The sequence below is a fragment of the Mesorhizobium sp. M1D.F.Ca.ET.043.01.1.1 genome (assembly GCF_003952385.1).
GTDB lineage: Bacteria > Pseudomonadota > Alphaproteobacteria > Rhizobiales > Rhizobiaceae > Mesorhizobium.
Genome location: NZ_CP034444.1, coordinates 2,119,971 through 2,146,008 on the forward strand (window position 1 = coordinate 2,119,971; position 26,038 = coordinate 2,146,008).

18 protein-coding genes and 3 pseudogenes are annotated in these 26,038 nt (G+C 59.2%); 5 read left to right on the forward strand and 16 right to left on the reverse strand.

The window, feature by feature from the left end; genetic code table 11:
- Positions 1–17: 17 nt before the first annotated feature.
- The 16 genes and pseudogenes from EJ067_RS10520 to EJ067_RS10595 all read right to left on the reverse strand — a co-directional run bounded on the left by EJ067_RS10520 (position 18) and on the right by EJ067_RS10595 (position 18,657).
- Complete coding sequence (locus tag EJ067_RS10520) at positions 18–1,487, reverse strand: PLP-dependent aminotransferase family protein (RefSeq protein WP_126083521.1); 1,470 nt, start codon at positions 1,485–1,487, stop codon at positions 18–20.
- Positions 1,488–1,711: 224 nt separating this feature from the next.
- Positions 1,712–1,906 carry a hypothetical protein gene (locus EJ067_RS10525; protein ID WP_126078970.1) on the reverse strand — a complete coding sequence of 65 codons (195 nt, stop codon included), beginning with the start codon at positions 1,904–1,906 and terminating at the stop codon, positions 1,712–1,714.
- Positions 1,907–2,667: 761 nt separating this feature from the next.
- Positions 2,668–4,683: a carbamoyltransferase gene (locus EJ067_RS10535; protein ID WP_126083522.1), complete on the reverse strand. Its 2,016-nt coding sequence runs from the start codon at positions 4,681–4,683 to the stop codon at positions 2,668–2,670.
- A 291-nt stretch (positions 4,684–4,974) separates the two neighbouring features.
- Complete coding sequence (locus tag EJ067_RS10540; protein WP_126078972.1) at positions 4,975–5,763, reverse strand: ABC transporter permease; 789 nt, start codon at positions 5,761–5,763, stop codon at positions 4,975–4,977.
- Positions 5,764–5,766: 3 nt separating this feature from the next.
- Entirely contained in the window at positions 5,767–6,735 is a 969-nt protein-coding gene (nodI, locus tag EJ067_RS10545) for a nodulation factor ABC transporter ATP-binding protein NodI (RefSeq protein ID WP_245467340.1), read from the reverse strand.
- Between the two features lie 97 nt (positions 6,736–6,832).
- Positions 6,833–7,597 (reverse strand): annotated as a pseudogene (locus tag EJ067_RS10550) (glycosyltransferase family 2 protein); the annotation flags it as partial.
- Between the two features lie 11 nt (positions 7,598–7,608).
- A protein-coding gene (locus EJ067_RS10555) for an IS630 family transposase (RefSeq protein ID WP_189510039.1) occupies positions 7,609–8,552 on the reverse strand; the annotation gives its coding sequence in 2 pieces (ribosomal slippage) (positions 7,609–8,216 and positions 8,216–8,552; 945 coding nt in all).
- 87 nt (positions 8,553–8,639) lie between these two features.
- Positions 8,640–9,152 (reverse strand): annotated as a pseudogene (locus EJ067_RS10560) (glycosyltransferase family 2 protein); the annotation flags it as partial.
- A 127-nt stretch (positions 9,153–9,279) separates the two neighbouring features.
- Positions 9,280–9,873: a NodA family N-acyltransferase gene (locus tag EJ067_RS10565; RefSeq protein ID WP_126078973.1), complete on the reverse strand. Its 594-nt coding sequence runs from the start codon at positions 9,871–9,873 to the stop codon at positions 9,280–9,282.
- A 791-nt stretch (positions 9,874–10,664) separates the two neighbouring features.
- Positions 10,665–11,846, reverse strand: a complete 1,182-nt coding sequence (gene ubiM / locus EJ067_RS10570) for a 5-demethoxyubiquinol-8 5-hydroxylase UbiM (RefSeq protein WP_126078974.1) — start codon at positions 11,844–11,846, stop codon at positions 10,665–10,667.
- On the reverse strand, positions 11,846–12,055 hold the full coding sequence (locus EJ067_RS10575) for a hypothetical protein (RefSeq protein WP_126078975.1): 210 nt from the start codon (positions 12,053–12,055) through the stop codon (positions 11,846–11,848). The genes ubiM and EJ067_RS10575 overlap by 1 nt, the downstream gene beginning before the upstream one ends.
- 204 nt (positions 12,056–12,259) lie before the next feature.
- On the reverse strand, positions 12,260–13,234 hold the full coding sequence (locus EJ067_RS10580) for a hypothetical protein (protein WP_126078976.1): 975 nt from the start codon (positions 13,232–13,234) through the stop codon (positions 12,260–12,262).
- Between the two features lie 655 nt (positions 13,235–13,889).
- A complete protein-coding gene (locus EJ067_RS10585; protein ID WP_126078977.1) occupies positions 13,890–15,305 on the reverse strand; it encodes a mannose-1-phosphate guanylyltransferase/mannose-6-phosphate isomerase in 1,416 nt (471 codons plus the stop codon).
- Entirely contained in the window at positions 15,305–16,735 is a 1,431-nt protein-coding gene (locus EJ067_RS10590; RefSeq protein ID WP_126078978.1) for a phosphomannomutase, read from the reverse strand. Before EJ067_RS10590 ends, EJ067_RS10585 begins: the two co-directional genes overlap by 1 nt.
- 461 nt (positions 16,736–17,196) lie before the next feature.
- A pseudogene (locus EJ067_RS35270) lies at positions 17,197–17,414 on the reverse strand (IS481 family transposase); the annotation flags it as partial.
- A gap of 1,048 nt (positions 17,415–18,462) precedes the next feature.
- On the reverse strand, positions 18,463–18,657 hold the full coding sequence (locus EJ067_RS10595) for a hypothetical protein (RefSeq protein WP_126078979.1): 195 nt from the start codon (positions 18,655–18,657) through the stop codon (positions 18,463–18,465).
- 1,166 nt (positions 18,658–19,823) lie between these two features.
- Here EJ067_RS10595 and EJ067_RS34920 point away from each other — a divergent pair.
- The 5 genes from EJ067_RS34920 to EJ067_RS10620 all read left to right on the forward strand — a co-directional run bounded on the left by EJ067_RS34920 (position 19,824) and on the right by EJ067_RS10620 (position 25,793).
- Entirely contained in the window at positions 19,824–20,123 is a 300-nt protein-coding gene (locus EJ067_RS34920; RefSeq protein ID WP_210211631.1) for a TIR domain-containing protein, read from the forward strand.
- 609 nt (positions 20,124–20,732) lie between these two features.
- The gene (locus EJ067_RS35650; protein WP_210211632.1) at positions 20,733–21,008 is read left to right on the forward strand and encodes a macro domain-containing protein; all 276 of its coding nucleotides are present in this window, start codon (positions 20,733–20,735) and stop codon (positions 21,006–21,008) included.
- Positions 21,009–21,993: 985 nt separating this feature from the next.
- Positions 21,994–22,686, forward strand: coding sequence for an OmpW family protein (locus tag EJ067_RS10610; RefSeq protein WP_126078980.1), 693 nt, complete (start codon positions 21,994–21,996; stop codon positions 22,684–22,686).
- 93 nt (positions 22,687–22,779) lie between these two features.
- Positions 22,780–24,042, forward strand: a complete 1,263-nt coding sequence (locus EJ067_RS10615; protein WP_126078981.1) for a cytochrome P450 — start codon at positions 22,780–22,782, stop codon at positions 24,040–24,042.
- 320 nt (positions 24,043–24,362) lie between these two features.
- Positions 24,363–25,793 carry an NAD-dependent succinate-semialdehyde dehydrogenase gene (locus EJ067_RS10620; protein WP_245467341.1) on the forward strand — a complete coding sequence of 477 codons (1,431 nt, stop codon included), beginning with the start codon at positions 24,363–24,365 and terminating at the stop codon, positions 25,791–25,793.
- Positions 25,794–26,038: the final 245 nt, after the last annotated feature.

The following is a 26,038-nucleotide window of genomic DNA, read 5'->3' on the forward strand; positions in this document are numbered from 1 at the left end:
TGGAAACCGTAAGCGTCTCAGAGTTGAGCGACGACGTCCCGCAGCATCTCGACGCCTTTTTCGATCTGCCGGATGCCCAAGGCGGAATAGCCCACGACAAGCCCGACGCGATCGGCCTCTCCTGCTCCCGACTGCCGATGATAAAGCGGCGAAATGGGGTGCAGACCTAGACCCGCGTATCGCGCGGCTTCGACCAACGCCGTTTCGCGCGACCGCGGCAGGTCGTTGAACCATATGACGACGTGCAGTCCAGCCTCTGCCCCCTGGACGGCGATCCTATCTTGAAAACTCCGTTTCATGGTGGTCAGCAATACTTCCCGGCGCTCGCCGTTGAGGCGGCGCACGCGGCGCACATGGTTTTCATAGCTGCCGCTCTCGATCAGGGAGGCCAATGACTCCTGCTCGGCTATCGGAGAATGCCGGTCGGCAAACTGCTTGGCAGTTTCGAAAACCTGCTGCAATTCCACCGGCACGACGAGATAGCCGATGCGCAGCATCGGCGAGAGCGTCTTGGAGATGGTGCCTAGGTAGATGACGGCCCCATGATCCTCCAGGCTGTGCAGCGGGGGAACGGGGCTGATATCGTAGCGATATTCGCTGTCGTAGTCGTCCTCGATGACGTAGGCGCCCTCGTCCCGCGCCCATTCCAGAAGCTGATGCCGCCGCGCGATCGGCATGACGCCGCCGAGCGGAAACTGATGCGACGGCGTCGCATAGGCAAGCCGGGCCGCGACGCCCGCCAGTTGCTCCGTCTGCATGCCGTGCTCGTCAACCTCGACGGGAACCGGCGTGGCACCTGTACTGGCAAAGACCTCGCGCGCCATCCTGTAGCAGGGGTCCTCAATGACGAAGCTGTCCCCTGGGTCGAGCAGCAGGCGCGCGCAGAGATCGAGCCCCTGCTGCGAACCATTGACGATGACGATCTGCTCAGGGTCGCAGCGCACAGTACGAGCGCGCCAGAGATAGCCCTGAAGCGCCTGGCGCAGCCGGCGCGAACCGCATGGATGGTCGTAGGCGAGCCGTGCCGGCCGCTGCGCCATCACCGCGTTCATCGTGCGCTTCCAAACGGATGCCGGGAAATCTGAGGGCGCCAGGTCGCCATATCGGAAATCGATCTTCAGCCTGTTGGGCAGGTAATCCGGCCAGCGCCGAGCGCCACGCAGCCGTTCGCCATAGTTTGACAAGTGACCCGGGCCGGCCTGTTTTTGGGGATTGGCCGTTAGCTCAGGTCCGATCAGCGAGGACGCGACACGATGGCGCGCGCCTTGACGGACGTCGATGAAACCTTCCGCCGCCAGCTGCTCGTAGGCAGCGGTGACGGTCGTCCGCGAGACTCCAAGTTCCTCGGCGAGACCACGTGAGGAGGGCAGTTGGCTGCCGGTGTTGTAGACGCCTCTGAGGATCTGCTCGCGAAGCGATTCGTAGATCTGGCGCGCACCCATGCCGTACGAGCGGTTTGAGCCACCGGGACTTGGAAACTGGACCATTTCTTTTCCTCCCAACTGGACCAGTTTGCAGCTATTGTTGCAGAAAGCCAAGAGTTGTCCGAAGTCGATGCCCGAGCCCGACCCCCGCTCCAAGACTGAAAAACTGGCACAGTTTGCGAGCGGCCAATTCGGCTACCCGCGCGATAGGCTGCGGCGCTCCAGTCGAACTCGCATGGATTAGATCGGCGTTGCCAACTGAGGTTCGCGTCACGCTAGGAAGACGTTCAACGTTCCTCGCGGAAATCCTTCAGCGACGCGTGGCGCAGCTTGAGAAGCGCAGCGCTCTCTACCATGCCGCGCGGCTGGAGATGTTGCACAACGGGGTGCTTGAGCGAAAGGAGCAGACCGACCGTTCTGCTGAAACGGTCGAGGAAGCGGCGGAAATATTCGCCGAGGCTGTTCGCCCTTGCCGGAGGCACTCAGACGCTCGGTATGTGAGAGCCAGGCCGTCACATCGGGCTTTTGCAGTAGCAGACAACGGACGGCATCACTCGTCCCGGCCATCCGGATATCGGCGCTATCATTCGCGCTCGAACACCTTGGCTCAGATCGACCGACGCCGAGAGCGGCCCGTCGTCGCGGCTTATCCTTGGCGATGCCGATAGTCCGATCAATCACTCGGCCGGCCCGACCCGCGTCCGCCAGATATCCGAGTTTGCGCCGCCTTATCGCCTGGCTTATGCCGCCACGGATCGCTTCGACCTGGTCGCTTCAGAGCCTCACCGGCCAAACCCCTTCCTCCGGATCTGCCGACATCAACGGTTTTATTTTCGACATCCAATGCGCCCGTCGAAGTCCAACAGCTCGCGTTGGCCACGCCCTCATTCGCTGACCTCGACACGAGGCGATGACGCGTTCGACGCGGCTCCAACTGCCGGCTCCGTGAACGAATTTAATCTTCGGACTCGCCTTTCGCCGACGCCTCGAAGCGCGCCATTGTGCGGGACTCCAGATCCGCGACATGCCTTGCGCAGGTCGTGTGAGCGCCAGGCCGAGGCTGAAGTCCATATAGTTGGCGCGGCACCAGTCGAAGACCTGCGGATTGCAATAAATGGCTGTGGATCAGGATCCGGGTGTTCGGCCAATTGCTCCGGATCCCCGCACCAGGCGGCCTGTCATAGGAAGGTTCTTGGATGCACCGGTGTTTCGGCAGCTTGTATCGGTCGTCCAGGCTCTGGCATCATTTCTGGTGGACCCGAACAGCTTGTGAGGGGTGCATCCGAACGTGGCGCTGCTCCCACAATCGTCTCAGCTCTGATGTGAGAGCCTCGCGCTTGGCTTGATCCAGCGTAATCGTGTCGAGCAGATCCGCGAGCACGGCCTCGCCTTCGATCCGCGTCAGCAGATCGAACAAGTCATGTGATATACGCGCACAGTCACGGTTATCCGTTCGAATTTCGCAGACGGTCTCCTGGCGATCCTGCGCCGTGTATTCGCGGACTTTATGCAGGGATACATAAGGCGGCAATGAAACCGCGAGCGCAGTCCAGTCCTGCAGCGTTGCGGCCCGTTTTTTGACGAGGTACGGCCCGACCACAAGTCCATCCAGCTCTGTCGTCAAGAACGTGGCAATCGAGTCTGCAACTGAATCTACGATCGGCTCGGCATTGTTGTTAAAGGACGTGTTGAGCAGCATTGGGATGCCCGTCCGCTGCTTGAAGGCATTGATGAGGTTCCAGTAGGCAGGACTGGCCTTGCGCGATACTGTTTGCAGCCGAGCCGTACCGTCGACGTGCGTGATGGCGCCGAGCAAACCACGTTTGGAATCGTGCACACGAACTACGAAGTTCATGAACGGAAATTCGCACGCGCTCCCCGGGAGGTCAAAAAATTCGCGCGCATCCTCCTCCAGCACTGATGGGGCGAACGGGCGATACCCTTCCCGCTTCTTGACCATAGCGTTGATCCGGTCCTTGTTTGTGGCGGGCCTGGGGTCGGCAAGAATGCTGCGATTTCCGAGCGCGCGCGGCCCGAACTCCGAACGACCTTGCACCCAGCCGATCACGGCGCCACCCGCCATCCACTCGGCTGCCCTATCCGCCACTTCCTCGGTGCGTTCAAACTCCAGGTGCCCCGCCCATGCCTTTAGTTCCTCTTCGACAGCGTGATCACTCGCGAGATCCGGCCCCCAATAAACCTCCTGCAATCGCGCACGCGGCGCGGGGCGGCCCAGCTCATTAGACGCGATTAGTGCAGCGCCAAGTGCGCACCCAGCATCATGCGATGCGGGCTGCACGAAGATGTCTTCGAAAAGTCCTGAATAGAGCAGCTTGCCGTTCATGGAGCAATTGTGCGCGACTCCCCCGGCCAGGCACAACCGCGTCATCCCGGTGGCCTCACGATAATGCCGAAGAATGTGAAACACGATGCGTTCGAGCGCCTCCTGTAACGACGCACTCACATCCTTGTGTTGCTGGGTGAATGGCATTCCCTTTTGCCGAACCTGAATGCTGCGGAGCAAAGTCGGGCCGATGCGGTCCAGGTGGACGCGATACTCGCCGTTTGCTGACAGTTCATAGAACTGCTCGAAAAGCTCGCGATAGGGAACGGGATCGCCGTAGGGGGCAAGCCCCATTACCTTATACTCATCGAACAAGCCGTAGCCGAGATACCGGATCGTCTCGAGATAAAATTGCCCAAGGGAATTGTTCTCTGGGAAAGTCGCTAGTTGCTTAATTTCAGTACCGGATCCTATCGCCATGAGGCCCGACAGGAAATCACCAGAGCCATCGACCGCAAAAATCAGACTTTGCTCGAAGCCCGACATTGCAAAAGCACTCACGGCGTGCGCCTGATGGTGACTTACGAACGAGATGCGCGAAGCGTCAAGTTCGGTACCGAATTCCTGCGCCAACAGCTTCTGCACCAACAGTTTAGCATCCAACGGAATGGAGGCATCCGGCTGGGAAACAAGCATGTTTTCCAGCATGGCATTCGAGTAGGCTTCGGTAGCGTAGAACGCCACACGATCGATTTCGCTGAGCTGAACCCCGGCTGCTGAAAGACAGTATTGAGCCGCACTAATTGGGAGCTTGTTGGAATGTTTGATCCGATTGAGGCGCTCTTCTTCTACTGCCGCAATGACCTGTCCGTCCCGGACGAGCACCGCAGCGCCATCGTGCATGAATGTGTTCGGAATCTGAAACCTGTTTTCATAGACTTTGTCCAATCCGCCGTTCAATCCTAGACACAGCATCTTGCTCTCCATTTGTCGTGTGGAATACTAAATGGGCCTGTCTCGAGGCGGTCCGATCAAAAGACCGGCTGCGTTGTCATTCGCCCCCCGGCTAACGCCAGTCAGACATCACTGACCTCAAAGAATTCTCTTGGGTCCACCGGGATCAACATAAGATCCTGTGCTCGAGACGCCGGTTGTTCCATAGCGTTGTGAGATTGAATCGACGCCAGCTAAACCCTTCGCGGCACATGCTGGCGATGTCGTTTTATTTGCGTCCATAGCGCATAATTTATCTCCTTCTCTTTCGCGTCAGCGCATCAGTCGGCGGCGCAACAGCGCCATCGAGAGAAAGAATGGCAAGAGTGCGTACAGGCCGAGCACACCGATGTGCAGGGCGATGCCGGCGATCGGGCGATCAAGCATAATCGGGCGAATGAGGTCGATCGAATGTGACAGCGGCATGCACCGCGCTATCTTCTGAAAGGCCTCAGGCAGCTGATTCAATGGGAAAACGGCGCCCGACAGGAACAGCATAGGTGTGAGCACAAGCGTCTGGTAAAATACGAAGTAATCGTAACTGGGCGAAAGTGCGGTGACGATCATCGCGAGGCTCGCAAATACGCATCCCGTCAGAGCAATGATTGGCAGCCCATAGAGGACGGACGGCCAGGCTGCATAGCCCAACGTTACCGTGACAATTGTAATTGCCGTACCGGCCAGGAACGCCTTCGTGGCTGCCCAGGCCAGTTCACCCAATACGATGTCGCCGAGGGTGACGTGCGTGTACAGCATGGCTTCCCATGTACGTTGAGAATGCATGCGAGCGAAAGCCGAGTACAATGTTTCGAGGGTAGAGGCGGTCATCGCACTTACCGCGACCATGCCGGCCGCCAAAAAGGCGATATACGACGCACCGTCGACGTGGCCGACCATTATGCCGAGACCGGTGCCGAGTCCGAAAAGATAGATCATCGGATCGGCGAGGTTACCGAGAATCGACACGAGTGCGACTTTCTTCCATGCCAGATAGTTGCGGCGCCACACCGCAACCCAGTTCCACGCATTGGCCGGCAGCGCCGCGGCAAAACCTTCAATCATCGTTCACTCCTCCATCTCGCGCCCGGTCAGCCGCAAGAAAACATCCTCGAGATTGGCTGGGCGCAGAAGAAGACGCAGACCTGCACGCTCCTGCAGTCGCGTGCGCACCTGGTCAGGGTCTGGCGCATAGCAATAAAGGGTTTCGCCGCTGATCTCGATGCGCTGAGAATGTGGCTTGACCAGCGAATGCAACTCGTGCGGATCGCCGCCGTAGATCTCCATGACCTGGCATCCTATATGCTTGTCGATAAGCGCCTGCGGGCGGCCTTCGGCGATGTTGCGACCTCTTTCGAGCACGCATAGCCGATCGCATAATCTCTCAGCCTCTTCCATGAAATGCGTCGTCAGGATAATCGTCTTGCCGCGTGCCAACAGGGCGCGCAGCCGCTCCCAGATCAGGTGGCGCGCGTGCGGATCGAGGCCGGTGGTCGGCTCGTCCATCACAATGAGCTGGGGGTCGTTGATCAAAGCCCGCGCCATCGTCAGGCATCGCTTCATCCCGCCGGACAGTTCCGAGACACGCGCATCCGCCTTTCGCTCGAGGCGAGCGAATTCGAGAAGCGACGGGATAACCGCTTCGCTCTGGCGTGTGCTCATGCCGAAGTAGCGGCCGAACACCAGCAGGTTCTCGCGTACGGTGAATTCCTGGTCCAGATTGTCGAATTGCGGGACCACGCCAATGCCCCTGCGTGCCAGCCGAGCGCGCGCCGGCACCGGGACGCCGAGCACCGTGATCGTGCCCGCGTCGGGGCATGTCATGCCAAGGAGCATGCGCGCTATCGTGCTTTTGCCCGCCCCGTTTGGTCCGAGGAGGCCGAAACACTCGCCCGACGCAACGCTGAACGACAGATCGTCGACAACGACCTTGTTCCCATACGACTTGGTTACGCCGGCAAAATCGACAGCGACGGTCGACAGAGACTCAGGCAGGGAGCTTTTCGCACTTGTTTGCCCGTGAGACTTCCGTTCGATCGGACCAGTCTCGAGCCGCCGCAAATCCTCATGGCCCAACTTCCCACTCAACACTTGATGTTCCTGGTCCTGGCTCAAAGCTCTTCCACCTACGTGACTATTGCTGTTCGCTGTAAGTTGCGTCAGGTCTCACCAAGTTGTTCTTTGGAATGGCGCCACCCGTGTTTGACACATTGGCCGCAGAGCCTCGCGATAACCAATCGCTATTGCTCAATGTACACAGCGCGTATGCTTTCAATGGGAGCAAGAGAAAAATGTTGATGAGTGTGTGGAGCGAGAATCCGAGAAATCGAAGTTGGCGCGAACGAAACGCTGCCACGCTGCAGCGAATAAAAGTCATGACTGCGATCGTCAGGCATGCCGTCCAAGGCACGGTACCTGTCGTTACGAATTGCGCGAGCCCCGCCAGGAGCGACAAAGACAGCAATAATGGGCCAAGATTCTGCCCAATCACGTCCAATGTGAGATAAATATTAAGGCCGCGCAGCAGTGGGAGCCCCAGCAACGTGTCACGGAACGTGCTCCGGGCCCAGCGAAGTTGTTGACGCAGATAAGGCCCCATGCTGTTGGGAACGACTGTTGCCGCGATGGCCTCCGGGACATATTCTGTTCTAAAGCCTGCTTTCAGCATCAAGATCGTAAGGTGGCGGTCCTCACCGAAGTCGCTCGGCTTCCCTCGAAAGCGCTGCGTCTCGTACTGATCCAGCAGCGAAACGAGCGCGGTTCGCCGGTACATGGCACACGGACCGCAGCAACACATGACGGCACCGAACCGAGCCTGCGCTGCCCGCTCTTCGTTGCAAGCGAGCCAGTATTCCATGTCAATTAACCGCGTCAGCCAAGTTTCATTGCGATTGCTAGAGCGCGTCCTGTTTAATCCGGTTCATATCCTGCGGCTTTGAAGTAGTTGGCACATTCGGCTGGGGTGAAGAGGTCGACGACCGCACCGACCGCGTCCCACAAAGCGTTGATGGTCCTCTCGGCCTTTGCTCGCAGCAGCGCCTTGAGTTTGGCGAAGGCGTTCTCAATCGGATTGAAGTCGGGACTGTAAGGCGGCAGGTAGAGCAGGCTCGCGCCTGCGGCCTCAATCGCGTCGCGCACGCCGGCGGCCTTGTGGGCGGGCAGGTTGTCCATGACGACTACGTCGCCCTCCGACAATGTCGGGACCAGCACCTGTTCGACATAGGCCAGGAACACGTTGCCGTTCATGGCGCCGTCGTAGACGAAGGGCGCAGTCATGCCCGTCAGCCGCAGCGCTCCGGTGAAGGTCGTGGTCTTCCAGTGGCCATGCGGCACGCCGGCCCGGCAGCGCTCGCCGCGCGGCGCTCTTCCACGCAGGCGGGCCATCTTTGTGGAGAGGCCGGTCTCATCGATGAACACGAGCTTCGCCGGATCGAGGTCGAGCTGGCCGTCGAACCAGTCCCGGCGCCGGTTCAGGATGTCGGGGCGATCCTGCTCCAGTGCGTGCGCGGACTTTTTTTGAATGTCCAGCCGTGGCGGCGAAGCCAGGCGCTCAAGGCGCTGCGGCTGATGCGCACCGACTGCTCGGCGACGAGCCGCTCCACCATCTCGTTCAGCGTGATGTCCTTGCGCTCCTCGATCAGCCTGACGATGAAGGGTTCATGCGCATCGAGGCTGGAGGCGCGGCGGCGGCCCTGCGGGCGGGGCGCCAGTTCGCCGATCTTCGCCCGCGCAATCCAGCGGATCGCGCTGGACACTCCCACGCCGAACCGCGCCGCCGCTTGCCGCGCCGACATGCCCTCGTCCGAAGCCTTCAAGACCCGCGACCGAAGATCCATGCTCAATGCTTTTCCCATCGTCAACCTCCATCGAGGTGGACGTTGAATCAGCACAAAACGCAGCCGTCACATCACAATCGATTCATCGATCACAGGAAGTGCTCTAGCCGCCAACTGGCCCATGGCGGCGCCGATCGCTTGATCTTGCATCTTTAGCGCAAGCCTTGTGATGACGTCCGGTGCGAGTATCGTGTCCGAATCCACATTGAGCACCAAATCTCCGCACGAGCGGCGAACCGCCGCAATCTGTGCCTTGCGCTTTCCGACATTCTTTGGGAGCGCAATGAAGTTGAACCTCGGGTCTCGCGCGTATTCCTCGTGTACATCTATGAGGGCATCGCGGTTTCCAGAACCGTCATCAACAACATAGACCTTCAATTCTCCGGCATAGTCCTGACTTGCGATGGAAGCCAGGCAGTCCGAGAGGGTGCGAGGTGCCTCGTTGTAACTCGGGATAATGACATCGACGCTCGGCCAAGGCTCACAGCCGGCCGGTTCGCCCGACGTCGGCGGTACGTTTGCAGGCAGGGTATGAAGAACCTGCGCGGTCTTATAGACGGTCGACAGCAGCGCATAAGAGCAGACGGCGACAATACTGGCTGGAACAAAGAGGTTCATGAGATGTCAGATTTTTCAGTGCATTTGAGGAAGCGAGCGGACAATAAATCCGTGGTCAAGGCTGGGTTCAGATCGGTCAATGCGATGAGGGGCGGGTCGCGGTGACTGATATCATTGCGGGTGTCCCTCATAGCTCTGGACCGTTCCGATCGATCAAAGTGCCGGCCGGCCACTGGCTCATTGAGCGTCCAATTGGGAGCACCATGACGAGCACGTCGTCGTCGACTCGCGTGGGAGGAAGATCGGGGTACACGTCCGGGTGGGTTGAACGCACGCGGACGCCCGATAAAATGCTTGCCAAGCCTTTGCGGCAAAACCTGCCAACATGGTTCCGGAGCGCGGGCCGAACCGTGCCGAAAGCGAATGGAACGCCAAGCTGCTGCAGCACTGGATACATCGCGCTGATCGAATGGGCGATTCCTAGCCCCTCAAGATCCGGACGCACCCCGTACAGACCGAGTTCAGCGACAAGCAGATCAGCGTCGCCAACTTTGATGTATCGGCGCAGCACGCCCAAGTGAGCTGCTACTCCGTGCACATCATAGCCGATTGCGCGGACCTCCGGCCTTGCACCGGCCCAACTTCGACCGCCTGCGAAAGCCTTTGCACTAAAGGCTCCGACAGGCTCATAGATCTTCTGGAAGAACTCAGAGAGTTCGAGATGATCGGAAAGCCGCAACTCATTTTCCCAGCACAACCTCCACTGCACGTCAGAGCGCATGCGAAGACTTCCTCTTTTTCGGGTTCTTTTGCGCACTACGCGGTTGGTGGAGCGGCGGTGCATGTCATGTGGGCGGTCTATGAACGACCTGCACAGATTGGTAAAATTGATTGTTTAGATCGCCAGCATCCACGCTTTGGATGCTAAAACCATGCGTTTCAAAGGCCTTGCTCTGAACCTTCTGGTCGTGCTCGATTGGGCCGATAGAGCGACGGCGCCGACGGCAGCTGTCGGTGACACAACCTGCTTCAAGACGGCCAGCGCGTGGCTGCGCCTCGTGCCGAAGCAGCGGTCAAGTGGAGCATGAGCCCGACTGTCAGGCGTCAGCAAACACTGCGACCGTTGGGGCACGGTCGCAGCTCTGGTTGGCCGGCGGCAACAGGATCCCGGGAAGCCTCTGACTCGACAAGTTGCGGCAAGGCGGCATGCCGATTGCGCGATTGTCGCGCTCGCCAATAGGAATTCAATGCTCTCGAGTGTTGCCGGTCAACCGGACTGTCGGTGAAAGCACCTGAGGGCGGAAAGAAGGGCGGCCCGGATGGCGAGGTCGCCTGATAGGCGGCGCAGGTTGTCGTCTTGAGCTGCCTCCTGTCCAGTCGATTTGACGAGGGGCTGCGATGCCGTTGCCGTGGACCGCTGCTTCCAATGGGCGCGGTGGACAGGTCTCGTATGCCGGCTGCGCCGTATCCAGCTGAGAACGACGTGCGTGCAAGCAGGAGCCGGCTGCGCGTTGCGCGGGTCAAAAATTGGCTACGCCGCCACGCTGATGATGACTCCAATGTGACCGGGGTTCACCGCCTCAGCATGGCCGCAATGCCATGACGGACAAAGGGAAGATGTTGTCCCAGGCGCAGCGCCACATGCCTTGCTAGCCGTGCCGCCGGATGCTCGCTTGAGTAGAGTCCGACGAGGATATTCGTAGCATGATAGAGCGGCGCCGCCGACAGGCGCAATCGGCTTTCATATCTGTGGAGCATGTCGGGATCGGCAATGTCGCGACGCTCAAGCCATGCTGTCTCGATAGCATGGGCGAGATGCTTCTGGCCGCCGAGGCCGATGTTGAAGCCATGCGCGGTCACCGGGTGCATGCCGATGGCAGCGTCGCCGATCAATGCGGCGCTCGGCGCCCGGAACCTGTGCGCCCAGGTTGTAACCAACGGGTAGATATGGCGTTGGCTTGCCAGGCTCATCTTGCCGAGGCGCCCTCGACAGCGCTTTGTCAATTCAATCAGGAACAACGCGTCGTCAAGGGCAAGCAGTCCGTCGGCCTCGTTTGAGGGCAAAGTCAAAAGCAGCGACGACACGCCTTGCGCGAGGGGCAACATCGCTACCGTCTGATGATGATCGAACCATTCGATCGCGATCTGGTTGTGGGGGCGCTCGTGCCTCACTCGGCAAATCAGCATCGAGTTGCCAAGCCGATTGATATCGGCGCCGATGCCGAGCAGATTGCGGGTGGCGGAAAATCGCGAATCGGCAGCAACGAGAAGCCGGGCGGTCAGTTGCCTGCCATTGGAGAGCGTTATGACTGCTCCCTGGCGGCTGTTTGTTGCACGCACGACCGAGTGGCCGCACAACAGCCGGGCGTGGCCCTGCAAGCGGATGATCTTGAAAAGGGCATCGCGGATCTGGCAATTCGGGACCAGAACGCCCAGTGGTTCTGCGGACCGGGCCGGCGAATCGAAACACAGCGCGAAGGGACTCGATCCGTTGAGGACGCGTGCGCCTTGAAGCGGTGACTTGTCCGAAGCGCTGATAACATCCCAGGCGCCGAGCTCGCGAAGGATGCCAATCGAGGCGTGGGTGAGCGCGATCTCGCGACCGTCGAAAGCCGGATTTGCCAGTCTTCCCAGGGACTGTCCTTCGACAACCGCCAGTTTGAACTCGCTGTGGGCAAGCGATGCGGCGAAGGAAAGACCGACCGGCCCGGCGCCAACCACAATGATGTCGAAGTTGTCGTCAAGGCTGGGCATCAGCGTGCCGCCTGCGCGTCGGCTCTCTTCGCGAAACGCTGCTGGAGTCGAGCCGTATGTCGCACATCGATCGCGCTGCGATCCATGGTCCGCCGCATCGCCTCAGGCGCGTTTCTCGCGTCGGTTCTGGCTGGTGAAGCGTCATTTGCCCGCCGTATGGTCCGGATTGTCAAGATGATGGGAGCGACGATCAGGCTGTCGGTCAGCACATGCGTTTCCCCTGAAGAACTGGCCGATCAAACCACGCCGACAAGGACATGGCTTTGATCTGGGTCAGTCGAGGCCCAACCGGAGGTCGGATGACCTCGATGCAGTGTGCTAGCTGATCCCATGACGACGCCATGGCACCCAGCTAGCCCAAGGGAGAACCAGGCGTGTGATCTGGGGAAAGCTGTTTCAGGATTTTTGCGAGATCAGCGAATGACCGGCTCGCCATGGAAGCGCCGGCGCGAGGGCGGCGACACGCCGAAGCCAACTTCCATCATCAATCGTGGCGTGCGCGAAGGCACGGTGCCCATATGGAAGCCAAAGGGATCCTCGACAAAGCCAAGGCCGGCTTCGCCGGTCAGCGTGACGGGGCTGTCATCGCCATAGACGTTGAGAACCTCATGCGCGGGATGGCCGACGAGCAGCGTCAGTTGATGCTTGAGGATCCGCCGCTTGTGGCTGCCCCGGACATAGACATGCGGGCCGGTGCCCTCGTCGACCGGCGCCAGATAGAAGAAGAATTTCAGCATCCGCCAGTCATCGAGATCGAAATGATACTTCCCCAGCGAGGCACGGTTCTTGTCGGCGTCGGAAGCCTGGCCGGTGGGAAAGCTCCACCACACGCGTGTGGTGATCAGTTTCGCCTGAGCGCCCAGATAATGCGCGGCGATGTCGAGCAGCAGCGGGTCGTTCTGGATTGCGACCGCTGCCTCGCAGCCGAGGATGCGTTCGAAATAGTGGCCGCTGAGCAAGGAACGGCCGAAACGCTTCTCGGCCCCGGCATGGTCCTCAGGCATGAATTCGAGACGCCGATCGAAATTGCCGAAACAAGGCGTGCACCGGGCGAAGGCGGCGATCTCCTCATGGATGAAAGTCGGAAGGACGAGCCCGCAAAACAGCCCATCCGACCGCAGCGCCTCGACAACGTCCTGGCGATCGACGCCGGCAAACATCGTGTCGTGGGCCTTTTGCGACACGCAAACCGGCTTTGCCCCACGCCAATGCATCCTGCGGGCCGGCATGGTGCGGGCCAGCACGAACATCGGCAGCCATGCCGGGTTCTCCCGAATGTCCGACAGATAGGTGGGAATGCGCACGGCGATGCGGCGCAGCACGCCGCCGTCTCGCGCGATTGCCTCGAGACTAGCGGTGCCGGATTTGTCAGGGCTCGAAAGGGTCATGAAGGTCCTCAGCTATGAATGCGATATCGACGAAGCCTCGGTTCTCGCTGCCCCGCCGCTGGGTTCCAAGCCCGATTCCCGCAGCGGAAGGACGTCTAGCTGGGGGTCGGATTTTGTGCAATGCACAATAGCCGTTGCGCGTGGCAAATGCTGTTAGGATCAATGTCCGAAGTTCGTCTGACAGAAGACCCCGCCGAGCCTTCGATCGAGAACAGCCGTATTTTTGAGATCGGGGCCCTATAAACGCCCCCTGAATGGCAACTCTGTTTCTGGGGAAGCTGGGGAAACGGTCGCCAAGTGCACCAACTCGCCATTGCTGATCGCGGTCGCTTTGAACGCAGTCTCTGCGGTGGTGTTCTGTCCTCGCCGTAAACTTGGGACCCCAAAACCTTCGCGAGGCACACGCATGAAGGGCATAGAGGTGCCATGCGCCGAAGGAACTGAGTTCCAAACTGTATTGAACGGGGACGTGCGACAGCGCAGGTAACGGACCGAATAGCTCTTTTAACCGGTATTTCGGCCGAATGGGAGCATCTTCACTGTTCCAGTAATCAATGCAATCTTCTCGCTTCAACTCGGCACGTCATTAGCTTAACGAGAAAACGGAAACCTCAACGAAGTACCCTTCTGATCATGACCTGTAGACGTTGGACTATCAGGCTCGACCGTATACGTCCTCAAACCGCACAATGTCATCTTCGCCTAGATATTCGCCGCTTTGGACCTCAATCATAACCAAGCCGATATTGCCGGGGTTCTCGAGCCGGTGTTTGTGGCCGCACGGGATATAGGTGGATTGATTGGTGGTCAGGAGTAGCTCCTGCTCGCCGTTGACAATCTTTGCGGTGCCGCTGACCACGACCCAGTGCTCGGAGCGGTGATGGTGCATCTGCAGGCTCAAGCGCCCGCCCGGGTTAACCTCGATGCGCTTGATCTTGAAGCGCTCGCTTTCCTCCAGAACCGTGTAGGTGCCCCAGGGCCGGTGCACGGTACCGTGAAGCAAGTGCGCTTCGTGTCCCGCAGCCTTGAGCCCCTCGAACAGTTTCTTGACGTCCTGGACGCGATCGCGGGATGCAACGAGCAGCGCATCGTGGGAATCGACAATCACCAGGTCGCTGACGCCCACCGTCCCTATGACTCGTTTGTCCGAGCTTATGTAGGTGTCGACCGTGTCCACTACATGGACATCGCCGCGGATCCTGTTGCCGCTCTCGTCGGGAGGGATCAGTTCGGCCATTGCGTTCCAGGAACCGATGTCGTTCCACCCCATCTCGCAAGGGACAACGGCGAGATTGTGCGCCTTTTCCATCACCGCCCGGTCGAGCGAGATGCGCGGAGCCACGGCGAGATGCTTTGCAGAGAGCTCGATGCTGGCGAAGCGCTCGCCGTCAATGATTGCGGCGTTCTCGTAGCTGCCGAGAACGGCATCGACCAGCTCCTTGCAATGCAGGGCCATCTCATCGAGCATGACTCGCGCTTTGAAGCAGAAGATGCCGGCGTTCCAGAAGAAACGTTTGGAGGCGACATAGGATTTGGCGGTTTCCACGTCCGGCTTCTCGACGAAACGGACGACTTTTTCGCCATCGGCCTCGATGTAGCCGAATGCCGTGTCCGGCCTTTCTGGATTTATGCCCAGGGTTGCAATGCGCCCCTGCCGCGCATGCTCGATCGCCCGACTGATGGCGCTTCCAAAGGCCGCCAGGTCACCGATCATCTGGTCCGCGGGAAAAATGCACAGGATTGCATCCGGCCCCTGTGTCGCCTTGGCGTGGATGGTCGCCGCGGCGACAGCGGCGGCCGTGTCCCTGCCCTCCGGCTCGAGCAGGAAGGTGCGCGGCAGCACGACGGAATCCAGCTCGTCAAAATGGTCTTTCGTGAGGAAGAGATGGTCCTTGGAGGTCACGGTGACGAGCTCGGCCGCCCCCACTATGGAAGCCGCGCGCAACACGCTGTGCTGAATGAGCGAATGCCCGTCCGCCATCTTGAGGAAAGGCTTGGGGTGCGACTGCCTGGAGGCGGGCCACAGCCGCGAGCCGGCTCCGCCGCTGATGATGACAGGAACCACTTTCATCAAATGCCCTCTACCGTCTGCGACGCGAATGCCTGTGCTCTTTTCAGCACCGAGGCGACGATCGTCGTGGCTCTGCTCTCGCTCGAAGCTTCCGAATAGCAGCGCAGTTCCGGTGCATTGCCGGAGGGCCGCAGGTGTATGATCTCGCCTGTGCGCATACGCACCCTGAAGCCGTCGGTTTTGTCGACTTCGGCTACAGTCCCGAACGGGGCGAGAAATTGCTGCAGCGCGTCGAGGTTTGCGAGGCGATCCATCAATCTGCTTGAACTCTCGGCGGAGAAATCCTGCAGCCGGTCGCTCGCGCATACCGGAAGCTTCCAGAGCTCGCGCAGTTGCGACAGCTTCTTCTTTGTCGATGCCATGGTACCGAGAACAGCCAGGATGGGGAGAAGGGAGTCCCGCGTCGGCAGGGCGGTCAAAGTCTTCCCGTTCGCCGTGTAATCCGACCCCAGGAGAACGCCACCATTGGCCTCGAAGCCGACAACGATGCTGCCGGCACGATGTGACGCCTCCATGGCTTCGATAACAAATGGTGACCCGACCTTTGTCCTCAGGACATCGAAGCCGAAAGCTTTCGAAATGCCGGAATTGGAGGTCACAGGCGTCACGACGGTATCCGCCTTCAGGAAGAGAGCCGTGGCGAGCCCAACCAGATCGCCGCGAAACAGATCGCCATTTTCATCGGCAATCAGTGGCCGATCAGCGTCCGCATCAGTCGACACGATGGCATCGAGATTGAATTCGCGGACCCATTCTTTCAATTTTGCAATCGTGGCTGCATCCACGGCTTCGGTATCGACAGGCACGAAAGTTTCGGTTTTCCCGACGGCGACCACGCCGGCGCCGAGCGATTGAAGAACTTCCACCAAAAGTATTGCTGCTACCGAACTGTGCCGGTAGACTCCAAGTCTCAGGCCGGAAAGGGAGCCCGGCTCCAGCATGTCATTGGCGCGCTCTCGATAACAGGCCATTGCTTCTTCATGGCGGATAGGCCACGTCGTTCCCAGAGGAGCGGGTGGCAAGTAATATGCATTTGATCTTTCGGCGACAAAGCGCGTAATCGCGGCCTCATCCGCCTTGCTGATCTCACCATTCGGGCCGTAGAATTTGATGCCGTTGCGACCGGCTGGAATGTGCGACCCAGTGACCATAAGAGCCGCCGCGCCGTGTCTGCGTGCATACAGTGCCAGGGCAGGCGTCGGTATGGCGCCGCAATCGATCGGCTGGAAACGATTTGCGGCCAACGCCGCCATGCAATTGTTGACTATCGCTTCACTGCTGCCACGCAGGTCGCGGCCTAGGAAGACCGAACTATTCGGCTGAACCTGGCTCGAACTCAAACGCCAGGCGAAAGCTTCAGTATAAAGCCCGCTGGCCCTGCCGAGCAATTCCGAATCCAAACCTCGAACGCCGCTTGACCCGAACTTCATGACTTCGCTTTGCTGTGGACAGGTAAGGTGGGATAATATTGCGGTGGGGTAGTAGCTTCTATTGAAAGCGCATCGTTCTCAGCCACCTGCTATTCAGACGTGAGGTCTCTTCAGCATGGTAACGGCCGACCAAATTTGCAGAACGACCCAAACAGGAGCTCAGAACGGAAGTTAGGGCCTCCACTGGCAGTCAGGGGCATCCATAGCTCTCCTTCTATCGGAATCTCTTGGCGCGCTCATCTAATGGTCAAGGCAGGGAGTGATCGGTCTGTGCCCGCCGGTACTTCGCTATGCAGCATCATGACGTATCGGTAAACTTGGTTGTTTGGATGGCATGCATCCATGGCATGGATTGGGAAGCCTTCTTGATCAGCGCCGTAGAACCCTGCGATTTAGCTAATGGATTAAGGTCGGCTCGATGTGGAGCTTCCGCCCGAGCTTGCGGCAAACCTTGGCAAGGTCTTGGACCTGTAGCAGGGGCCGTTATGGTCAACGCCCGACGGTAATCCCGAGACCGGCACAGAGGGCGAGAGCAGCCTTGAGGAAAGGCGGAGGCGCTTTCCTTCTTCTCGTCGGCAAGATTTGCGAGAAGGCGACACGTCAAAGGGTCATCGATGCAGACATGGACGAACTCCCATCCGATGCCGCGGCTGTTGGATTGTTCCTTTCGATCGCCGGTGGCCGAGATACGAGCGGCTTGCGTAGGCGGGGCGGGGCGCCCATGAAGGCAACTTTTATATCGATGCTTGCAATTTCTACTAAGAACCAAACCAGCCGCAATTTAAGTGGCTGAGTATGAGGCCTTTAGCGGGTTTAATCGTACCCCAGGGGACGACTGTCGGCGCCGACAAATATTATACAGCCCTGTGTCAGGAAAGATCGACAACGATGCGCCAAAACGCCAGCAGGTGTTGCTGCCGGCGCTGAGGACGGTCTCAGAACCAGCATTCATAACGGGGGGTTTTTGTATTCAAAATTTATTCAAAAAAATGGGCTGGATTGGTAAGCCCGCCTCAGGCTACGCCAGATGGCTACATCTGGAATATGCCACCCCCAGCGGTGGTATAGGTGGCCAAAACAGAAGAGAAAGGCAGCGACGTCAATTGAGGCGCTCATCTCGTCCGCGACGCCTTCGTCGATGCTTCGATGTGGCCTATCTTGTGACGAATGATACCGATCTAGTCGAACCCATCAGGATTGTAACCCAAGAGGTCTGCGTCGTCGGTGTAGTGTTTGAGCGATGACACAACGGGGCGACGATACAAACTTGCTTGCCGAAGCCGGCCGCGCGGCGTCGTTCCCGTGCCGTCCCCCTCTCTAGAAGCGAGGTGGCGGCATCGCAGTTTCCGGATGTGGTGCTTAGGGGGAAGAAGCCGATCAATAAACCGGCTACTTGGGTCTAGGGTGCCGCATTCATCCCGCTGGTTTGGGGTGGGTCGCGGGAGCGATTCACTTTTCGTTCACGATATTAGCGCAAGCTAACGTAAGGTCATGCTGGTACAGCGTACATGCCTGAAAGCCCTAGCGCCGATCACCCTCTGCGCTGGGGCTTTTCTGTGTCTCCAGACGGTGTGAGTTCTGGAGGTGCTTGCGGGACTGTTCAAGGGCAAGCCGCGATTGCTCGACCTTCAATCTTGCATCTTCCACTTCGGCGCGGGTGCGGCCAATCAAGCGGCGCGCGCTATCGACAAGCCGCCGTTGTGTTCCCCATGGATGCATCTCTTGGATCACCGGGCAACCCCTTCAAGTTCTGCGGATAGCTGGTCGGGATCAATCAAGCCTCGCCGGTAAAGCGCCAGGACTTTAAGCGCTATGCGCTCGCGCTCATGATCGCCTGCGACCGCGTGCTTCGCACAACGGTCGTTCAGGGCTTTCGTGAGAATTGCGAGTTGGGCGGAATCCGCCACACCGTATGCCGACATGCTCGTCTCCCCAGACGGACGACAGGAAGACGATACACCCAGAAAAAGTCAGAACCGAGTCAATTCCGTGCGACCTCAGTCGCGCATTACAGCTGACATGAACATATTACCCGCTATCTCATTGTTGTTTCCGGGCGGGCGGTTTGAGTGCCTTCGCGCCAGTCGAAATGCCAAAGCTAAAACATTCGCTGCGCCTTGCCTTAGATTCCCATGCCCTGTCGAGGGGGCCGACGTCTCGCATCGCGATACGGAAGGTGAGCGCCTGGTCTCCGCCGGGGCACGGCGAGGACAGGTCGCTACCGGCCGCCCTGATGCGCGAGCGCGTCCCCCGCAGCGTCTTCTTGCCAGGATGTGAGCCGCACAGCGCGTGCAAGAGGCGGCCTTCGCCGTCAGAAAGGGCCCGCTCAAGGCATCCCGCGCTATGACGTTCCTGGCTATTGTCAGCAGGTCGCCGAAGTTGCAGCGGATCCACGCGTGCCCAGGGTGATCATCGACGCCGACAGAGCCGCGCCCAGCCGCCCACGGTGCCGACAACAACGCCCGCAGGCGCAACAACCCGGTCTGTCCCTGTCAATCCGCGTCTCTCGAGGACAGTCACGCATCGCCCACAGCAGCCCAAATCGAAATCCCCATAGCTCACCGCCTTGGCTCGCGGGTTCCTTCCTCGGGACTTTCGCACGCCTGCCGGCGCCACAAACTCATCACGGAACCGGACCAGCTAGTTGCGGCGTGAACTGCCTAAAAGCGGACCTTTCACTGCGAAATCGGGGTGGTGCTGAAAGCGAGACGCTTGGCCGGTAGGCGGCCAGCTGTCACAGCAAAGGGCCTCTAACCACGACAACTGACAATTTGCGTCCCGCTGTATTGAGGGTTAGTTGTTAGTTGTGGAAAAATGCGCATTCTCAGGCTAGACGTCTCTCTTGTTCTGTGACAGGTCTTTCCGCGCAAAAAGGCGGCGGAAAGAGATGGCATACAGGAATAAGACTTATATCTGCTTCGACGGCGATACGGACATGCGTTACTATCGCCTCATGACGGCATGGGCGGATAACGAGAAATTCTCGTTCGATTTCCACAATGCGCACGACCTAAATACGGCGCGAGACACAAGCCAAGAAGAAAGCATCAAGCGCCAACTTCGCTAACGTTTTGCCAACTCGAAGCTAATGGTCGTCCTTATCGGCGAGAAGACAAAACTGCTTACGAAATTCGTTAAGTGGGAGATGGACGTCGCGCTCAAGCTTGGCTTACCAATCATTGGCGTGAATCTAAATGGCGCTAGGCGTCGCGACGAACGCTGCCCGCCAGCAATTCGCGAGAGCTTAGCGATCTACGTCCCGTTTGGGGTTAAGATCGTAGAGTATGCCATGGCCAATTGGCCAGACAGCCACGCCATGTACCGGAAAGAGGGACAAACCGGTCCGCACTACTACACCGATCAGCCCTACAAAAACCTCGGGCTGTAAGTCGTGAAGTATTTTGTTAGCTCGATCCGTACTTGGTCATATTGGCGGTATGCACTCCTATCGGTTGATGGTCTAGCAAGAATTCTCGCAGTTCTCGGAGGGATATACCTTCTTCTAGACATGCTCGACTTCTTTAGTATGTACACTCGGAACAACTACAGTGCCTATAGCTTCTTGGTCGTCGTCGGTTTTGCCGTGGTGGCAGCTCTCCTTTCAAGGCGACCAATATCTCGGATTTCCTATCGCATTCCAAGAAAGGATTTTAGCTACGAGGTTCTTATTGGAGACCTCTTGGAATCACCCGCTACCAACATCGTCATCAACACTAACACGACCTTTGACACTGACATAGCCAGCGGCTGATCAATCCAGACAGCTTGCAGGGAAAGTTCACGAACAAATATTTCTTGGGGAACACGGTTGAGTTGGACAAGCAACTGACTACGTCCCTCAAAGGTGTGGCATTCGAGGAGCATCCGGCTGGTAAAGGGAAAAAACGGAGATACCCTGTCGGGACGGTCGCAAAGATCAGCTCGCACGGGAAGACCTTCTACCTTTCGGCGATGGCCGAACTAAATGACGAAGGCACCCGCCAAGTCGAGGCCCAAAATGCTCGATGCAGCGCTAGAAGCTCTTTGGGAATTCTTGGCTACGAAGGGCGAGCTGGGCGATATAGCGATCGGTTTGATCGGCACCGGTCGCGGGCGCGTTGGACTGCCGAGAAAGAAGGTAGTCGAGAAGATCGCGCAATCCTTCGCCGACGCTTCGTACGACAAGGTGTTTTCAAACAAGCTCTCGATCGTTGTCTTCCCTGGTGATGCGGAGCGTTTCGGGGTGAATCTCTTTGAGGTTCGAGACTACCTTGCTCAAAGCCTGCAGGTCTGACGCTTGACGTTCGTCCCCTTTCCACACTGTTCGGTACTCACGCCCGGTATGCGACAGCAAATGCGCCGTGTACGGACGGCTCTCCGTTGGCAAGAGCTTACGAAGGCCGGGCGCGTAAGGCACGTCGGCAAGGCTGCGGACAGGCAGTTCCTTTGGGAGATCGCCGCCTGAACAATACGCCCGCCCACGGCCAATTTGCGGGGAAAGCTCAACGAAATCGACAGTCAATGATTCTCCAGCTGTCAGACATTGATGGTTGCTCAGGCGTTGGTTAACTTCGCGTCCGACGGGGAGTGGCGATGTGAGCCAGTACTACATCACCGTAAAACATCTGTTCCGGCAGGCGCTGGACGTGCGAACGGCGAACCTGACATATCCTGGTTGCACGGCCCTCAAATACCTGTGATTTGCTTACTTTACACGAAGAAACACAACGCATTTCCCCCGCCGGCTACAGGGGAGCCTGATTACCAACGGACGGTATTCCAAATGCCCGATGACAGCACAAAGGCGGCCGCGCTTGCGGCCAAAGGCTGCCGGACAGCAGTGCCCGCATTCCAGCCGCTCATTCGTGCAGAGCCGTCATGCGGCGAATTGCCAGTCAGGGAAGGTACGCGGGCAAGCCACTCCCCTTTGTGTCCACGGTCCCGGTCTGCGACCGCATCGTGAACATGGGCAGCTGACGCCGTGTGAAATCTCCGAGGGCTTGAAACGTACAGCCCGTTCCCGCCCTAGAACCCGGCCGACTCTGGATTGCATTTGCCTACCCGGGTGGCTGCGTCTGCACTCTTTGTCGGATCTTCGACGAAGTCGGACATGAGACACAGCGCTCTCAGAGCGATCGCATTGTTTCGCAATGATTTTGTCATTTGGCACGACCTATGCGGGGGCTATCGCGCATGACCGCTCCGTCAATCCCGATTGATGCGAGCAGGATTCAATCAAGGCGCAGTGCGTCGCTTCTGAAGATCAAGGAGAGAAGAGTATGGCGAGAGCGCGAATTAGCGTGGCGTGGGCAGTAACAGCGGCTGTCGTCCTCATCGTTGCAGGACAGGCCGGCGCGGCAGATATTCATCAAGCCGCGAGCGTTGCGAAGGTAGGAGCCCCGGTCGCGGAAGCGCCAAGCCCCTGGCAGCTCCGCATGCGCGCGTTGGGGGTGATCACCGAGGATTCGGGCTACGTCAACGCGGTGCCCGGCTCCGGTCTTTCCTATTCGAACAGCGTGACGCCGGAACTCGATATATCGTATTTCTTCAACGACAACATCGCCGCCGAACTCATACTCGGCACCACCTATGCCAACATCGATGGCCAAGGTTCGATCGGCGGGCTGGGCAAGATCGGCAAGGTTTGGCTGCTGCCGCCAACGCTCACATTGCAGTATCATTTTACCGATTTCGGCGCCTTCAAGCCCTATGTCGGCGCCGGCTTGAACTATACGATCTTCTATCACCAGCAAGCCGGCAGCGCCGATGATCTCAAGGTCAAGAACACATTCGGCGCCGCGCTGCAGGTCGGATTCGACTACATGGTGGACCAGCACTGGGGCGTCAACTTCGACGTGAAGAAGCTTTTCCTTAAGCCCGACTTCGACGTCACTGTCGCCGGCGCTAAGCTCACAGGCAAGGCTAAGCTCGATCCCTGGCTGGTAGGCGCAGGTCTCACCTACCGCTTCTAACGACGAAGCACCCTGAAAAGGCATTCCCAAGTCCGCGCCCGGATCATCCGTGCCGAGAAGTGCACCGCGATGGGTCTAAAGGGAGTTGTTGGCATGCGCGTAGAAAACGATCATTGCGACGTGATCGGTGTGCCGGCCGCTCCCACGCAACTTGATGATCTGTCTTCTGCGATTCTGCAGCAGAGGGGAGTGGCGCGGGTGGCGCTGCCTGGCGATGTGGTGGCCTGGGCGGCAGGCCGTCACCAGACGCTCAGGCGGATGCTTTCCGACCAGCGTTTCAACAAGGACTGGCGACAGTGGCGGGCGCTGCAGGATGGCGAGATTCCCGAGGATCATCCGCTGATCGGGATGTGCAAAGTGGACAACATGGCCACAGCGCACGGCGCCGATCACCGGCGCTTGCGCGGCCTGCTGTCCAGCAGCTTCGCGCCCAGTCGTATCGCCTTGCTGGCGCCACGGATCGAACAACGCGTCGATCAACTCCTGGCCGAGATGGCGCAGCGCGGCGGCAGTGCCGATCTGATGTGCGAGTTCGCTGTTCCGCTGCCCACCAACGTGATCGCCGAACTGTTCGGTTTGCCGGACGAACAGCGTGAAGAGATCGTCGCCCTCACCTACAGCCTGGCCAGCACCTCCGCTACAGCCGCAGAGGTAAGACAGACGCGGCAGCGCATCCCGGAGTTCTTCCGTCGTCTGATCGCGCTCAAGCGTCGCCGGCTCGGCGACGATCTGGCTTCGGCGCTGATCGTCGCACGCGACAATGGCGAGCTCGTTTCCGACACCGAGCTCATCGACATGCTGTTCATGGTGCTCTCTGCAGGCTTCGTGACTGTCGCCGGCGTCATCGGCAATGGCATGCTGGCATTGCTGACGCATCCGCAGCAACTGCACCTGGTACGCAGCGGCCAAGTTCCGTGGTCACAGGCGATCGAGGAGATTCTGCGGTGGGGCAGCTCAGCGGCCAATCTGCCATTTCGCTATGCCACCCAGGACGTGGAGATCGACGGATGCATAGTGCGCCGCGGCGACGCCGTGCTGATGGCGTTACATGCGGCGAACCGGGACGAAAAGGCCTTCGGTCCCGGCGCCGACCGGTTCGACGTCACCCGGCTGCACAACCCGCACCTGTCGTTCGGCGAGGGACCCCATTCGTGCCTGGGCGCTGCGCTGGCGCGCCTGGAATTGGGCTGCGCCTTCCCCGCGCTATTCGGGCGGCTGGAGGATCTGGCGCTGAGCATCGCCGCGGAGGACGTGGTCTACATGCCGTCTTACGTCATTCGCTGCCCGCAGAGCCTGCCGGTCACCTTCCGCCCTTCCATGCCCCAGAGAGTGCGGCATTCGCCCCGGATTCACTGATTCTGAGTGGAAGGCTCGGCCAGTTGTTCTGCGTTTGCATGGGAAGCAGGCGCTCGGCGCAGTACCGGAGGTCATCCCGAAGCTCGGGTGGTAAACGTTGTCGCTTACGCCCTGGTCCAGACTTCGCTCCAGCTGGCTTTTCCCAGTATCGGACGCGGCGACCCCCAATTCTCTACCAGCCGTATGATCGAGGTCCTATAAGGAACCCGCAGGTGCGGAGTACAAACCGAGGCCTGCCGACATACAACTCCGCTGCTCTTGAGAGGAATCCGGTATTGCCCCTGCGCCTGCCAATAATCCGTCGCTTGAAATCCCCTGACCTGTTTGGCGCCATCGATCGCCTGCCAGCACCCGGCACGCCGGCTAGCGAGCGGACATTCGAGGTCCTCAATCCATCGAGCGGGGAAGTCTTGGCGGTGCTTCCCGACATGGGTGTGAAGGAGACACGCGCTGCGATCGACAAGGCCTACACGGCGCAGCCTAGATGGGCTGCACTGCCCGCCCGAGAACGCAGCGACGTTTTGTGGCGGTGGCATGAACTGATCATGGACCACGCCGATGATCTTGCCGCGATACTCACTGCAGAGATGGGCAAGCCGTTTGCCGAAGCCAAGTCGGAGGTGTCGCATGCGGCCGCGTATCTGCAATGGTACGCCGAAGAAGCCAATCGCATCTATGGCGAGACGATCCCCCCACCATCGATTGACCGTCGCATGATGGTGATCAAGCAGCCGATCGGTGTCGTGGGCACAATTACGCCATGGAATTTCCCAGCGTCGATGGTGGCGCGCAAGATCTCGCCGGCCCTGGCGGCGGGCTGCGCGATTGTGCTTAAACCCGCTGAACAGACGCCGCTCGTGGCAGGCGCAATGTTCGCCCTCGCGCATCAAGCCGGCTTTCCCGACGGCGTCATCAACCTGGTATATGCGTCCGAAGGTGACGCCGTAGGACGCGAACTCTGCTCAAATCCCAAGGTGCGAAAGATCAGCTTTACGGGCTCGACCGAGGTTGGCCGGCTGCTCATGCGCCAGTGCTCGGACCAGATCAAGAAGGTCAGCCTCGAGCTCGGCGGCAATGCCCCTTTCATTGTCTTTGATGACGCCGATATCGACGCTGCGGTTGACGGCGCGATCCAGGCGAAATTCCGCAACGCCGGTCAGACTTGCGTTTCGGCGAACCGCCTTTACGTCCAATCGAGCGTTCACGATGAGTTCGTCGAGAAGTTCGTGGACAAAGTCCGGCACTTGTCGGTTGGCGACGGCTTCGTTGCCGGAGTGGACATTGGACCGCTGATCGACATCCATGCTCTGCGCAAGATCGAGTCGCACATTGCAGATGCCGTTGCCAAGGGTGGGATTATTCGATGCGGGGCCGAACGCATCGGCAAGGATGGCACCTTCTTCAAGCCCACAGTGCTCACCGAAATTTCCAGCATCATGGCTGTTGCGCAAGAGGAGACTTTCGGGCCGCTGGCGCCGATCATTCGCTTCGAAGATGCGGATCAGGTTGTGCGTGAGGCCAACGACACGATCTACGGCCTCGCCGCCTATTTCTATGCCTCGAACCTCAAGCGTGTCTGGCGCGTTGCCGAGGCATTGGAATACGGCATGGTTGGCATCAACACGGGGCGTATGTCTTCGGAAGCGGCGCCTTTTGGCGGCATGAAGCAGTCCGGCATCGGGCGGGAGGGTTCCCGCCACGGGCTCGAAGACTACCTCGAAATGAAATACCTCTGCATGGGCGGCATCTGATCTCTATCTGGATGGACACCTCGGGCGGCGCACGATCAAACCAAAGAGATGATTCGAGCGCGGACCGCTTCGGGTCGTTTCAGTGCCCCCGCCTGCGCGCCTTAAGCTTGGATAGGTGAGCAACCTACCGTCCGCAGGTGCACCTTGCCTCCTCGCTGTAGAGGGGTTTCAACGTAGCTGGGCGTCTAGATGCATACCGCGGCACGTCTCGCCAGGCCGGTGTCTGCTGCAACTAAGAAGGCGAT

Excerpts from the sequence above, each read along its gene's own strand:
- EJ067_RS10595 (WP_126078979.1), bottom strand. The coding sequence starts at position 18,657 with ATGTCGGCATACGGTGTGGCGGATTCCGCCCAACTCGCAATTCTCACG.
- ubiM (WP_126078974.1), bottom strand. The coding sequence starts at position 11,846 with ATGCCCAGCCTTGACGACAACTTCGACATCATTGTGGTTGGCGCCGGG.
- EJ067_RS10565 (WP_126078973.1), bottom strand. The coding sequence starts at position 9,873 with ATGCGCTCTGACGTGCAGTGGAGGTTGTGCTGGGAAAATGAGTTGCGG.
- EJ067_RS10540 (WP_126078972.1), bottom strand. The coding sequence starts at position 5,763 with ATGATTGAAGGTTTTGCCGCGGCGCTGCCGGCCAATGCGTGGAACTGG.
- EJ067_RS10585 (WP_126078977.1), bottom strand. The coding sequence starts at position 15,305 with ATGAAAGTGGTTCCTGTCATCATCAGCGGCGGAGCCGGCTCGCGGCTG.
- EJ067_RS35650 (WP_210211632.1), top strand. The coding sequence starts at position 20,733 with ATGCTCGATGCAGCGCTAGAAGCTCTTTGGGAATTCTTGGCTACGAAG.
- EJ067_RS10615 (WP_126078981.1), top strand. The coding sequence starts at position 22,780 with ATGCGCGTAGAAAACGATCATTGCGACGTGATCGGTGTGCCGGCCGCT.
- EJ067_RS10535 (WP_126083522.1), bottom strand. The coding sequence starts at position 4,683 with ATGCTGTGTCTAGGATTGAACGGCGGATTGGACAAAGTCTATGAAAAC.
- EJ067_RS34920 (WP_210211631.1), top strand. The coding sequence starts at position 19,824 with ATGGTCGTCCTTATCGGCGAGAAGACAAAACTGCTTACGAAATTCGTT.
- EJ067_RS10610 (WP_126078980.1), top strand. The coding sequence starts at position 21,994 with ATGGCGAGAGCGCGAATTAGCGTGGCGTGGGCAGTAACAGCGGCTGTC.
- EJ067_RS10580 (WP_126078976.1), bottom strand. The coding sequence starts at position 13,234 with ATGACCCTTTCGAGCCCTGACAAATCCGGCACCGCTAGTCTCGAGGCA.
- EJ067_RS10590 (WP_126078978.1), bottom strand. The coding sequence starts at position 16,735 with ATGAAGTTCGGGTCAAGCGGCGTTCGAGGTTTGGATTCGGAATTGCTC.
- EJ067_RS10520 (WP_126083521.1), bottom strand. The coding sequence starts at position 1,487 with ATGGTCCAGTTTCCAAGTCCCGGTGGCTCAAACCGCTCGTACGGCATG.